The organism is Herbaspirillum sp. 3R11, from assembly GCF_004563925.1.
GTDB lineage: Bacteria > Pseudomonadota > Gammaproteobacteria > Burkholderiales > Burkholderiaceae_D > Herbaspirillum.
Genome location: NZ_SPNJ01000001.1, coordinates 1,111,974 through 1,124,338, shown reverse-complemented (window position 1 = coordinate 1,124,338; position 12,365 = coordinate 1,111,974). Strand labels below are relative to the sequence as shown.

Annotated in this window: 14 protein-coding genes; 6 read left to right on the top strand and 8 right to left on the bottom strand. The window is 61.4% G+C overall.

Annotation, left to right across the window (positions count from 1 at the left end; translation table 11 throughout):
• Positions 1-364 precede the first annotated feature (364 nt).
• Positions 365-1,237 carry a class II aldolase/adducin family protein gene (locus E4P32_RS05335; protein ID WP_116432917.1) on the bottom strand — a complete coding sequence of 291 codons (873 nt, stop codon included), beginning with the start codon at positions 1,235-1,237 and terminating at the stop codon, positions 365-367.
• Positions 1,238-1,364: 127 nt separating this feature from the next.
• On the opposite strand from E4P32_RS05335, the gene E4P32_RS05330 reads away from it, so the two are divergent.
• Positions 1,365-2,270: a LysR substrate-binding domain-containing protein gene (locus tag E4P32_RS05330; protein ID WP_116432918.1), complete on the top strand. Its 906-nt coding sequence runs from the start codon at positions 1,365-1,367 to the stop codon at positions 2,268-2,270.
• A gap of 29 nt (positions 2,271-2,299) precedes the next feature.
• Here the strand turns inward: E4P32_RS05330 and E4P32_RS05325 are convergent, their stop codons facing one another.
• Both E4P32_RS05325 and E4P32_RS05320 read right to left on the bottom strand, forming a co-directional pair.
• Complete coding sequence (locus tag E4P32_RS05325; RefSeq protein WP_116432919.1) at positions 2,300-2,692, bottom strand: hypothetical protein; 393 nt, start codon at positions 2,690-2,692, stop codon at positions 2,300-2,302.
• Positions 2,693-2,786: 94 nt separating this feature from the next.
• Complete coding sequence (locus E4P32_RS05320) at positions 2,787-3,986, bottom strand: class I SAM-dependent methyltransferase (protein ID WP_116432920.1); 1,200 nt, start codon at positions 3,984-3,986, stop codon at positions 2,787-2,789.
• 286 nt (positions 3,987-4,272) lie between these two features.
• Between E4P32_RS05320 and E4P32_RS05315 the strand changes: the two genes are divergently transcribed.
• Both E4P32_RS05315 and E4P32_RS05310 read left to right on the top strand, forming a co-directional pair.
• A complete protein-coding gene (locus tag E4P32_RS05315) occupies positions 4,273-4,575 on the top strand; it encodes a hypothetical protein (RefSeq protein ID WP_116432921.1) in 303 nt (100 codons plus the stop codon).
• Between the two features lie 17 nt (positions 4,576-4,592).
• Complete coding sequence (locus E4P32_RS05310; protein WP_116432922.1) at positions 4,593-5,045, top strand: universal stress protein; 453 nt, start codon at positions 4,593-4,595, stop codon at positions 5,043-5,045.
• Between the two features lie 81 nt (positions 5,046-5,126).
• Here the strand turns inward: E4P32_RS05310 and E4P32_RS05305 are convergent, their stop codons facing one another.
• The 3 genes from E4P32_RS05305 to E4P32_RS05295 form a co-directional block, all read right to left on the bottom strand.
• Entirely contained in the window at positions 5,127-6,005 is an 879-nt protein-coding gene (locus E4P32_RS05305; RefSeq protein ID WP_116432923.1) for a pirin family protein, read from the bottom strand.
• A 28-nt stretch (positions 6,006-6,033) separates the two neighbouring features.
• A complete protein-coding gene (locus tag E4P32_RS05300) occupies positions 6,034-6,885 on the bottom strand; it encodes a pirin family protein (RefSeq protein WP_116432924.1) in 852 nt (283 codons plus the stop codon).
• 137 nt (positions 6,886-7,022) lie between these two features.
• A complete protein-coding gene (locus E4P32_RS05295; protein WP_116432925.1) occupies positions 7,023-7,406 on the bottom strand; it encodes a DoxX family protein in 384 nt (127 codons plus the stop codon).
• Between the two features lie 174 nt (positions 7,407-7,580).
• On the opposite strand from E4P32_RS05295, the gene E4P32_RS05290 reads away from it, so the two are divergent.
• Positions 7,581-8,504 carry a LysR family transcriptional regulator gene (locus tag E4P32_RS05290; RefSeq protein WP_116432926.1) on the top strand — a complete coding sequence of 308 codons (924 nt, stop codon included), beginning with the start codon at positions 7,581-7,583 and terminating at the stop codon, positions 8,502-8,504.
• Positions 8,505-8,538: 34 nt separating this feature from the next.
• Here the strand turns inward: E4P32_RS05290 and E4P32_RS05285 are convergent, their stop codons facing one another.
• Together E4P32_RS05285 and E4P32_RS05280 are read right to left on the bottom strand one after the other, a co-directional pair.
• Positions 8,539-9,531 carry a GlxA family transcriptional regulator gene (locus E4P32_RS05285; RefSeq protein ID WP_116432927.1) on the bottom strand — a complete coding sequence of 331 codons (993 nt, stop codon included), beginning with the start codon at positions 9,529-9,531 and terminating at the stop codon, positions 8,539-8,541.
• A 24-nt stretch (positions 9,532-9,555) separates the two neighbouring features.
• Positions 9,556-10,827 carry an MFS transporter gene (locus E4P32_RS05280; RefSeq protein WP_116432928.1) on the bottom strand — a complete coding sequence of 424 codons (1,272 nt, stop codon included), beginning with the start codon at positions 10,825-10,827 and terminating at the stop codon, positions 9,556-9,558.
• A 134-nt stretch (positions 10,828-10,961) separates the two neighbouring features.
• On the opposite strand from E4P32_RS05280, the gene E4P32_RS05275 reads away from it, so the two are divergent.
• Complete coding sequence (locus E4P32_RS05275) at positions 10,962-11,492, top strand: isochorismatase family protein (protein WP_116432929.1); 531 nt, start codon at positions 10,962-10,964, stop codon at positions 11,490-11,492.
• Between the two features lie 75 nt (positions 11,493-11,567).
• Positions 11,568-12,335 (top strand): fumarate/nitrate reduction transcriptional regulator Fnr, encoded by a 768-nt coding sequence (gene fnr, locus E4P32_RS05270; RefSeq protein WP_116432930.1) that lies wholly within the window; start codon positions 11,568-11,570, stop codon positions 12,333-12,335.
• Positions 12,336-12,365 lie beyond the last annotated feature (30 nt).

Sequence of the window (12,365 nt, the reverse complement as noted above, 5' to 3'; positions counted from 1 at the left end):
GTTAGAACGGATGGATCCGCGTGTGCGCGGTTATATTTAGAACTCATTTCACCAATATCCACGAGATGCGTTTGCCCTTTCAGGGCAAACCCTTCGGGAACTTCCTGTTTGGGCGTATTGCTGCGTTGCGCCGCTTGCCAAGGGAACTACCCTTGGCTGCGCGACGCGCCTTGCACTACATCCCAAACAGGATCGTTCGCACTCGCGGCTATTGATGAAATGAGTTCTTTGACGTAAATGCACGACAGTGAGGCTGTGGTGAGTGGCGTTCTCCTTCAATGAAGTTGATTAAGGCAACGACAAATGCCGGCCATCGAAATGGCCGGCATGCGAATCCCCATCAGGGCGACGGAGGACAAATCAGTTAATCGAACATGTCCGGACTGGTCTGCACCAGTTGGTCGTAAATCGGCTGGAAGTGCAGCCAGCCGATGAAGGAGTTGCCGACATTCTCACGGCTGTAGCGGGCGCGCTCCGGCGACACCATGGTCGGCTTGATGCCGGTGGCTTCGACCATGAGCTGGACCTGGCAGCAGCGTTCCAGCGCGATGAACCAGAATGCGGCGTCTTCGATGCTGTGGCGGCTGGCGGTGAACAGCCCGTGGTTCTGGTGGATCGCCGCCTTGTTCTTGCCGAAGGCGGCGGCCACCGACTTGCCGGCTTCAGCCTTGACCGCAACGGCGCCGGCCTCGGCGGTGATGACGACGTGATCTTCAAAGAACACCGCCGCGTCCTGTGTGATCGGATCAAGCTGGCGTCCCAGCGCCGCCCAGGCGGTGCCGTAGACGGTGTGGGCGTGGCACATGGCGACGATGTCCTGATGCATCTCGTGGACCGCGGCGTGCAGCACGAAGCCGGCGCGGTTCAGTGCGTAAGTGCCCTGCACTACCTCTCCCTTGTGATTGGCGAGGATCAGGTTGGACAGCTTGACTTGGGAGAAATGCACCGCCATCGGATTGGTCCAGTAGAGGTCCGGGAATTCCGGATCGCGCACCGTCAGATGGCCGGCAAAGCCGTAGTCCAGGCCATGCAGGGCGAAGGCGCGGCAGGCGGCGACCAGGCGTTCCTTGCGATGCTGGCGTTCTTCGGCGTGGGTGGCGAATACCGGCACCTCCGGAAATTTGAGTCCCTGCTGCTCGGGTTGGTACACCGAGACGCGCTTGTCGTCGGCGTCGAGGGCGCTGAAAGCCGCTTTGGCTGGCGCGGTGGATGTTGCACGGTCTGCGACTTCAATCATGGCTGGTCTCCGTTTTAGTATCTTTTTGATGAGGTGATCATCCCAAGAAGCCCGGCGCTTTGACAAATGACGAGTATTCACAATATGATGAATCTGATTCACCTCATGAACCTTCACCAGAGCCGCGATGCGAAAACTCCCCAGTTTCTTTTCCCTGCGCGCCTTTGAAGCCGCCGCCCGGCTGCAGAGTTTTGCGCTGGCCAGCGAAGAACTGCATCTCTCGCCATCGGCCATCAGCCACCAGGTGCGCGGCCTCGAGACCTATTTCGGCAAACCCATGTTCACCCGCTCGTTCCGCCGCGTCGAACTGACGGTGGAAGGACGGCGCCTGCTCGACCAGTTGTCAGTGGCCTTCGACCTGATGGAAGCGGCCTGCGAAGAACTCGGCCCGGCGCGCCGCAGCGACGCGCTGGCGGTGCATTGCTCGCCCAGCTTCGCGACAAAGTGGCTGGGCCCGCGGCTGCCGCGCTTCATGCAGCAGTATCCCGACATCAACATCAGCATGTCCTCAGGCGCCGAGCCGGTCGACCTGCTGCGCCACGAAGAACTCGACCTGGCCATCGCCTACGGCAGCGCGCCGCAACGGGCCGGCATCGTCAGCGAAGCGATCGGCTCGGAAACCATCGTGCCGCTGTGTTCGCCCGCGCTGCTCAGGGACAAACCCGACGCCTTGACGCTGGCCGATATTGCCGGCATGACCCTGATCCAGTCCACGCTCAATCCGGTGCGCTGGAGCGACTGGTTCGCGCTGAACGGCATGAAGCTGCCGCCGGGACGGCCGATGCCGTCATTCGACCGCGCCTCGCTGGCGCTGGCGGCGGCCGTCAACAGTGTCGGGATTGCATTGGAAAGCACGCGCCTGGCGGAACAGGAAATCGCTAACGGCGAACTGGTGCGGCTCGATGGGGGAGAACTGAAATCGGTCCTGCGCGAAACCCATTTTCTGAGCTATCGCGAGGGCGAAAAGAACAGCAAGAAGATCATGCGCTTTCGCGATTGGCTCTTCTTGCAGGCGGGATTAAATCAAACGTAAACAATCGTTTACGCCTGATTCTTCACAAATCACTTCCACTCCAGAATGGCATTTTTGCGGTCCAGCCAATGCACCTTCACGGTCGAGGCATTGACCTTGCGGCCGGCGCAGGCGCTGGCCGCCAATGCGAACGGCGTGTCGTAGTAACGACCGTCATTGGATGAACGCATGCGCGTCTGCGGCGCATTCTGCGCCAGCCATTCACCGGCATTGGTGCGCATGTAGATCATGCAGGCGCTGCCGCTGGTGTCGGCCACTTCACACTTGCAGGTGTTGGCGCTGGTGGTGACGACCGGCTTGTCCGGCTCCTGGCGTTCGTAACCGAGCGGATACGGCAGGCGCGGCTGCGGCTGTGCCGAGGCCAGGCTCGCCGCGCCCAATGCACCCAGAGTCAAAGCGATGAAGAGAGAAATTGCTTTCATTGACATGCCTTTCGGACAATAAAATCAGCCACCGATAGCTCATACAAAACATTAACTATCGGTAGCAATCGATTGTTTACATTGACTCTTTTTATTACTTCGCCTTCAACACCCACAGCGACGTCACTTCCTTCACACGCGCCGCATGCAGCGGATCTTCGGCATCGCTGGAGCGCGGATGGCGCGGCTTGATGTCTTGCTTCAGCGCGACACGCAACCCTGCCTTGTCGAACATCGCCTGCAATTCAGCGCGCGAACGCAAGCCCAGGTGTTCGGCGAAATCGGACAGGATCAGCCAGCCCTCGCCGTTCGGCGTCAGATGCGCCGCCAGCCCGTCGAGGAAGCCGCGCAGCATGCGGCTGTCCGGATCGTAGATCGCGTGTTCGATCGGCGAGCTCGGCTTGGCCGGCACCCACGGCGGATTACAGACAATCAACGGCGCCTGGCCCGGCGGGAACAGATCAGCAGTAACCAGTTCGACCTGCTTGTCGACGCCGAGGCGTTTCAGGTTCTCCGCCGCGCATTCCAGCGCGCGTGCACTTTGATCGGTGGCGACGATGTGCTTGACGCCGCGCTTTACCAGCAAGGCCGCCAGCACGCCGGTGCCGGTGCCGATGTCGAACGCCAGTTGTACGGACGGCAAGTTGGCGCGTCCGATCAGATCGATGTATTCGCCGCGCACCGGCGAGAACACGCCGTAATACGGATGGATGCTGCCGTCCAGCGCCGGAATGGGCACGCCCTTCTTGCGCCACTCATGCGCGCCGATCAGGCCGAGCACTTCGCGCAGGGTCGCTACGCTGGCTTCCTTGCCTGCGCCGTAGACTTCTTCACAAGCCTGGCTGACGTCGGGTGCGCGACGCAAAGGAATGGCGTAGTCGGCTTCCAGCGGCACCAGCAGCATGCCGAGGATACGCGCGCGTTGCGCCTGCGCCTGGCGATGCTGGTGGAATGTCTGGGTGATCGAAGCTGCAGGTGTGGTTACGGCGGCTTTCTTGTCCTTCTTGTCTTTCTTGTCAGCGGTCTTGACCGACTTGCGCTCGGCCTGCTTGTCGATGCGGCGCGCCAGCGCTTGCAACAGTTGTCGCGCATTCTGGAAGTCGCCGCGCCAGAGCAGGCCGGTGCCTTCGCAGACCAGCTTGTAGGCGACGTCGGCGGGAATGCGATCATCGGCGACGATGACCTTTTTCGGCGGAGGATTGCCGGCTTCGGAACGCCAGCGGGCGGAACGATTTTCCTCTGCTTCGGTCCAGCTTATAACAAGGGAATCAGGGAAATCAGGGGAATCGTTCATGGTGATGCTTTCTTGAGTTGATACCAGAGCTGGAGATGGAACTGCAACTGATGCTGGAGTTGATGAAGTAATGATGAAATGATGAATTACTGGCCTGCCGCAGTGTAACAAATGTGGAGGCCGGAACCTTCCCCAGCACGAACTCGCTACATCTCTTATCATGAACCGTTAAATATTCAACAACGCACGACTTGGCAAAATTACAAGTTTTGCGTGAATTTTGATTAATCCCGATTAATCCCAATTAATCCCGATCAATTCCCATCAACCAACGCCCGGAGCCGACATGTCAGACCCCATACTGCGTCAAGACGATGCCAACCACGTGCGACTCAAGCACATCCTGGCCGAACTGGAACAGGCGCTGCAGGACATTCCTGCGGACTCGCCGCAAGCCGCACTGCTGCGCAGAGATTTCGCCTTGCTCAAGAGCCATCTCGACAGCCCCGAGATCGAAACCGCGGTCTTGCGCGAACACATCGGCAACACGCGCAACTCAGCGCAGGACCTGATGGATTCCGTCGAAGGCGCGATCCTCAAGGACAGCCCCTACGTCGCCGAGCTCGGCCGTATCCTCGGCATGATCTAAACCCTAAGGACACCCGCATGTACGCAAAGATCCTCGTTCCTGTCGACGGCAGCAATACTGCCAATCAGGCCCTGGACGAAGCCATCAAACTGGCCAAGACGCTGGGCAGCACCATCGAAGTGCTGCACGTCGTCGACAATAGCCACCTGCTGTACGACACCGGCCTCAGCGCTGCGGCCGGTGTGCACGGCAGCGTCGTCGACGCCGGCCAGACCATCCTCGAGCAAGCCAAATCGCGCGTCACCTCGGCCGGCCTGCGCGGCGAAACCCGCCTGGTCGAAGACCCGGTTGCGCTGGGCGACATTCCCGGCACCATCCTCAAGGCGGCCAGGGACAGCAAGGCCGAACTGGTGGTGATCGGTTCGCACGGCCGCACCGGTTTCCGCAAACTGGTGCTGGGCAGCGTGGCAGAGAAGGTCATGCATCAGTGTCCGCTACCGGTATGGATCATCCGCGGCAAGGAAGCCTGAACAATCTGAATGCTTGCGCACAATGAAAAACGCCCTGGCAATCAGGGCGTTTTTTCTTTTCCGGCGCTGCAATCAAAATCCTCACTTCTCCGGCAACGGAATCCATTCCACCTCGCCCGGGATCGCACCGAACACTTCACGGTCCTGCGCCCGCCACGCCAGCTTGGCGCTTTCGATAAGCTCCTTGCTGCTGGCCACGAAATTCCACCAGACGAAGCGCGGACCGTCGATAGGCTCGCCGCCCAGCACCATGAACAGGGTGTCGCTCTGCGCGGTCAGCAATACCTCGACACCCGGCTCCAGGATCGCCAGCACGCCGGCTTCCAGGGCTTCGCCGTCGAGCGTCGCGCCGCCGGTGACGACATATACCGCACGTTCACTGTAATCGGCCGGCAGGTTCAGCGTGCCGCCTGCCTTGATGCGTCCGCACACATACAGCGTGGGGCTGGAGGTCTTCACCGGCGACTCGTGGCCATAGGCTTTGCCGGCCAGCAGATGCAGATTCGCGGCACCCACCTCGATACGCGGCATGTCGTCTTCCGCATAGTGATGGAAGCTCGCTTCGCCCTGCTCCTGGTCCTTCGGCAACGCCACCCACATTTGCAGGCCATGCACCGGCACCTTGCCGTTGCGAATGTCATCCGGCACGCGTTCGGAGTGAACGATGCCGCGCCCCGCCGCCATCCAGTTGACGGCGCCCGGCGTGATCCGCTGCACGACGCCGAGGCTGTCGCGATGCATCATGGCGCCGGAAAACAGATACGTCACCGTCGCCAGGCCGATATGCGGATGCGGACGGACGTCGCCTTCGGTGGTGCCGCTGTCGAATTCGACCGGGCCCATGTGATCGAAGAACACGAACGGTCCGACCGTGCGGGCGGCCGCGGCCGGCAACAGGCGGCGCACCGGGAAACCGATATCGCGCACTAGGCCGTGGATCAGATGACGAATGCTGCTCATGTGGCGTTCCTTGTCAAAGAGTTATGGTTTAAAACTTGCCTGCGCGGAAATCGTCGATGGCCTGCTCGACTTCTTCACGGGTGTTCATGACGAACGGTCCCCATTGCGCGATCGGCTCATTGAGCGGCTCGCCGGAGATCAGCAGGAAGCGGCTGTCCTTGCTTGCCTGAATTTCCACGCCTTCAGCACCGGCAGTGTTGCTCAGGATCGCCATGCGTCCGGCGGCAGCCACGCGCTGGTCTTGTCCGATCAGCAATTCGCCTTCGTACACATACAGGAAAGCATTATGCGTCGCCGGAATCGGCAAGGCGAGCCGTTTGTCGGCTTGCACCTGCAGGTCCAGATACAGCGGCGCCGTGGTCGGACGTTCCACCGCACCCTTGACGCCGAATGCTTCGCCGGCCAGCACGCGCACCTGCACGCCATCCTGCGGCGTCACTTCGGGAATCTGCGCCGACGGGATATCGCTGTAGCCCGGCGTGGTCATCTTGTCGCGTCCGGCCAGGTTCACCCACAGCTGGAAGCCGCTCATGAGGCCGTCTTCCTGCTCCGGCAATTCCGAGTGCACCAGACCGCGGCCGGCGGTCATCCATTGCATGCCGCCCGGTTCCAGCAGGCCTTCGTTGCCGGCGTTGTCGCGATGGCGCATGCGCCCTTGCAGCATGTAGGTCACGGTTTCAAAGCCGCGATGCGGATGGTCGGGGAAACCGGCCAGGTATTCGTCGGGTTTGTCCGAATGAAATGCGTCCAGCATCAGGAAAGGATCCAGGCGGCGTTGCAGATCATGCGTCAGCACACGGGTAAGGCTGACACCGGCGCCATCCTGGGTCGGGATGCCGTTGACCAGCCGTTCCAGCTGGCGGGTAAAAGTGGTGCTCATGGTGTTTCTCCTGTGAGGTGCGGAGGTGACGGCAGCGGATGTGCCGCCGTCACCTTGTTACCAGATTGTTGCTATTGCAGTTTTATCAACGATGCAGCTGTATCAGCTTATTTCAGCTCCTATCAGCTCCTGTCAGCTCATTCGTCGGCAGGCTTCACCGACCAGACGATCAGCAGGCCGCCGATGATGGACACGTTCTTCAGGAAATTCGTCAGTTGGCCTTGCATGGCGGCAGCGTCGACAGCCCAGAAACGGTGTGCGGCCAGTGTCGCGCCGACGGTGAAGATGGCGATCAGCAAAGCGGCAGGACGAGCAAAACGGCTGCCTGTCAGCAACAGCAGGCCGGCGCCGACTTCGACCAGGATCGTGACGATCACGGCGACGGTCGGGACGGGGATGCCGAGGCTGCCCATGTAACCGACGGTGCCGGAAAAACCAATGATCTTGAAGATGCCGGAAATGACGAACAGCGATGCCAGCAGGACGCGGCCGACGGTGAAAGCGGATTTGGAAATGATCATGATGAAACTCCCTCGAATGAATAAATGAATGTTGTGAATGTTGGATTTGTGGATCTGATCTGTAGCTGAGTACTGATGTTTCAGAAAGCACGATCAGAATAATGCGAATAATCACAACAAGAAATTGATTATTTTTCTATAATCACTATCTAATTATTAGATAGTGTTGCCGACATGAACATAGAACGCTTTTCCCTCGACCAGCTGCGGGTGTTCGTCCAGGTGGCCGACAGCGGCAGCTTCCTGGCTGCCGCCCGTGTCCTGGCTCGCGCCCAATCGGCGGTCAGCTACGCCATCGGCACGCTGGAAAGCCAGCTCAACGTCGCCCTGTTCGACCGCAGCGGCTACCGCCCGCAACTGACCGACGCCGGCGAAGCGCTGCTGCGCGATGCGCGCCAGGTATTGGATCAGGTCGATTCGCTGCAGGTGCGTGCCAGCGCGTTTTCACAGGGACAGGAACTGGAAGTGGCGCTGGCGGTGGACGTATTCTTCCCTACCGATTGCCTGGTTGACCTGCTACGGCGCTTTCGCGATGCCTTCCCTGCGGTGACGGTGCGGCTGGAGGTGGAAGCGCTGGGCGCAGTGGCCGAGCGCGTGATCGATGGTCGCGCCATGCTCGGCATCCTCGGCACGCTGCCAACCACGCCGCCCAATCTGCTGCGCGTGACCTTGCCCAGCGTGATGGTGGTCGGCGTGGTGTCACCGCAGCATCCTCTGGCGGCGATCAAGGGCAGGATTCCGGACAAGCTGCTGGCGCAGCAGACGCAACTGGTCCTCAGCGATCGCAGCGAATTGACGGCGCGCCAGGATTTCTCGGTGCACTCCCGGCTGTCATGGCGCATGAGCGACCTCGGCACCAAGCACGCACTGCTGCGCGCGGCAATGGGCTGGGGTTATATGCCGGAGCACGTGGTCAAGGATGACCTGAAGTCGGGCAAGCTGGTGCGCATACTGACCTCGCAGCATTCGCCCGAAGGCATGGCCTTGCCGATCCAGTGCGTGTACCGGCCCGACTATCGCGCGGGGCCGGCGTTGTCGTGGTGGCTGGATTCGCTGGCGGGGTTGAAGACGCTGGATGGGATCAGCGTCATTTCCTGATGGTTTATTCTCGGTGCGCTGCTCAGTGCGTGACTTAGTGAGCAGAGAATCGGCTGCGGTATTGCGCCGGACTCACGCCGAGCTGGCGCTGGAATACGCGCCGCAGGTTCTGCTCTTCGCCGTGGCCGGTTTCGGTGGCGATGCTCTTGAGGGGCAGATCGGTTTCCTCCAGCGCGCGGCAGGCGGCTTCCAGGCGCATCGCTTCGACCGTCTTGGCCGGCGTGCGGCCCTGTTCGGCGACATAGGTGCGGGCGAAGGTGCGCGGGCTCATGTTGACGCGACTGGCGAGGTTTTCCACGCGCAGGTCGTGCTTGAGATTGGAGGCGATCCAGGCGTGCAGCTCGGCGAAACGGGCGTTTTCCGAAGACTGCGACACCAGCGGCACGCTGAACTGCGACTGCCCGCCCGGCCGTTTGATGAACATCACCAGTTGCCGCGCGGTCGCAATCGCCACCTTGTGGCCGTAATCCTGTTCCACCAGGGCCAGGGTCATGTCTATCCCGGCCGTCACGCCGGCCGAGGTCCAGATGTCACCCTGACGGATGAAGATCGGTTCGGGATCGACTTCAATCGCAGGGAATTGCTGCTGCAAGCGCAGCGCCCAGTCCCAATGCGTGGTCACGCGCTTGCCGTCCAGCAGCCCTGCCTCCGCCAGCAAAAAGGCGCCGGAGCAGACCGAACACACCCGCCGTGTACGCCCTGCATGCTGTTTGATCCACGCCACCAGCGCCGGATCGGCGTCGAAGCGTTCACCGACGCTGCCGCCCGGCGCAATGATGGTATCGATGTCGAGCTGATCGAGCGCCTCCAGCGCTTCGGTCTCCACGCTCAGCCCGGCGCCGGTCATCAGGGCGCCGCCGCGCGACGACAGCACCCGCACTTCATACAGGGGACGCGGATCGCTCACGCCCGCCGACGCCGCCACCCGCCCCGCGCTCACGAAGGTTTGCAAAGGCCCGCTGAGGTCGATCAGGTTCATGCCCGGATAGGCCAGCAAGGCGATGCGCAAGGGATTGCGGGGCTTCATGGATGGTCTTGTCCTCTTAGGGGTTCAGCTTGCCGCTGCAGTATTTGCGGCGGTATTCCTGGCTGCGGCGGCATTCGCCAGCATCCACCACACGCTGACGACCGCGCAGATCAGCAGCAAGGGCAGGATCGCCAGGTTGAGCGCCGACCAGCCGTAGTGTTCCAGCAAGGGCCCGGCGGCCAGCGTTGCCAGCGCCGTAGCAGCATAGCGCAAAAATTCCGACAATCCCTGCGCCCGCGCCCGCTCGCTGGGCCGGTACGACTGCGCCAGCAAGGTGGTGCCGCCGACGAACATGAAATTCCAGCCCACGCCCAGGCACAGCAAAGCCACGTAGAACGCCGGCAGGCTGGTCGACGCCATCGCGATCAGCGCGCATGCCAGGTTGAGCGCCACGCCTGCCAGCACGATCGGGCCAAGCCCGAAGCGCTTGATCAGCGCGCCGGCAAAGAAGGACGGCGCATACATGCCGACCAGGTGCCACTGGATGATATTGGCGCCGTCGTCGATGCCGTGATGGCAGGCCACCGCCGCCAGCGGTGCCGCAGTCATGATGAACATCATCACCATCGAGCCGACCACGTTGTTGGCCAGCGCAGCGACGAACACCGGCTGACGTGCAATCTCGGAGGTGGCGCGCGCCGGCAACTCCGGTTCCGCAGCAACCTGCACGGCAGCGGCCGCTTCGGTATCGCGGTAGAACGCCAGCAAGACGATCATCGACAACAGACTCAGCAACGCCACCATCAGGTAGGCGCCGGAGAACAAGGCGGTGGGGAACAAGTCCTTGCTCCATGAAGCCAGCGCCGGGCCCAGCACGGCGGCAATCACGCCGCCGGTCAGCACGGTCGAAATCGCGCGGCTCTTGAATTCGGCGCTCACCGCGTCGGCCGCCGCCAGCCGGTAATACTGGGCGAAGGCCTGGAACACGCCGACGGCGGCGGTGCCGATACAGAAGCTCCAGAAATGTCCGTGGAACACCGACCACACCGAAATCGCCCCACCGATCGCGCCGGCCAGCGCGCCCAGTGCAAAGCTCAGACGCCGTCCCAGCCGCTGGATCAGGAAAGCCGCAAACCAGGTCACCACCGCCCCGGCCACGGTGATCAGGGCGAACGGCAGCGTCGCCAATGACTTGTCCGGCGCCAGCTGATAGCCGGTCAGCGCAGTCAGCGTCAGGTCGATCGAAATGGCGCAGGTGAACAACCCCTGGCATATAGCCAGGATGCGGGCGTTGCGATACCCTGAATCATGAGAACCGGGTAAGGAAGCCCGGCCAAGATCCTCTTGTTGATGCAATTTTGACAAGCTCACGGACTTCCTTCAGAACAATGACGATGGTCAAATTGTCGAATCCGTGCGCATTGGGGTCAATGACACAAAACATTCAATTCCTGCCATCGCGATGTCGCGATGCATAGAGGGAGAGACATATGCTGATGAACGCCAACGAATCCGCCCTGCTGATCATCGACGTGCAGGAAAAACTGATGCCGGCCATTCACGACGGCGCCAACGTACTGGCGCAAAACGTCCGTCTCGCCACCATCGCCAGCCTGCTCGGACTGCCTGTGATCGCGACCGAACAGACGCCCGAAAAGCTCGGCCCCAATCATCCCGACGTAAAACGCCTGTGCGATCGCACGCTCGCCAAGACGCATTTCGACGCCTGCGTCGACGGCCTGCCGGCGACCTTCCTGCCGGCCTGCAAGGAAGTCGTCATCAGCGGCTGCGAAGCCCACGTCTGCATGCTGCAGACCGCCATGACGCTGCTGCAAAACGGCTATCGCGTGTGGGTCGTGACCGACGCCACCGGCTCGCGCAAGACCTCCGACCGCGATGCCGCTTTCACACGGCTGGCGCAGGCCGGCGCCTGTCTGGTGACGCTGGAAATGGTGGCCTTCGAATGGCTGCGCGACAGCCGTCATCCGCTGTTTCGGGAGGTGCTGAAGCTAATCAAGTAAACTCCGTGCATTACGCTTACTTCTGCAACGGCGAATACCATCGCCGTCGCACAGAAAAAGGAATCCGTTTCACCTATGTCTCTGCCCACCAACGCTGCCGATTCATCTACATCTCCCCCGCCTGTCCTGCAAGTACTGAAAGCCGGTTGCGCTTCCTGCAGCCTGCATCAGCTGTGCCTGCCCATGGGACTGGATGAAGCCGACATGCTGCGCCTGGACCAGATCATCGGCCGCCGCCGCCGCATCAAGCGCGACCAGAGCCTGTATCGCATGGGCGATGCGTTCGACATGCTGTACGCGATCCGGCTCGGCCATTTCAAGACCTACCAGGTCAACAGCAACGGCACGCAGCAGATCACCGGTTTCCAGATGGCCGGCGAACTGCTCGGCATGGACGCCATCGGCACCGGCCGCCATCAGTGCGAAGCGGTCGCGCTGGAAGACAGCGAGGTTTGCGAAATCCCCTTCAGCCAACTGGAAGAATTGTTCCAGCACATGCCGGTGCTGCTGCGTCAGTTCCATCGCATCATGAGCAAGGAAATCTCGCGCGAGCAAGGCGTCATGCTCACGCTCAACAGCATGAGCGCACAGCAAAAGCTGGCGGCCTTCCTGGTCAACCTGTCCACGCGCTACGCCACGCGCGGCTACTCGGCAAGCCGGTTTCAACTGCGCATGACGCGCGAGGAAATCGGCAACTACCTCGGCCTTGCGGTCGAGAGCGTCAGCCGCCTGCTGTCCAACCTGAAGAAAAACGGCGTGATCGACGTCAATCATCGCGATCTGGACCTGCTCAACCTTCCGGCGCTGCGTTCGATCGCGCTGGGCGCGGATCCCTGCGCCTGAAGCACTGAGCGAATCAACCACTGTAATCCG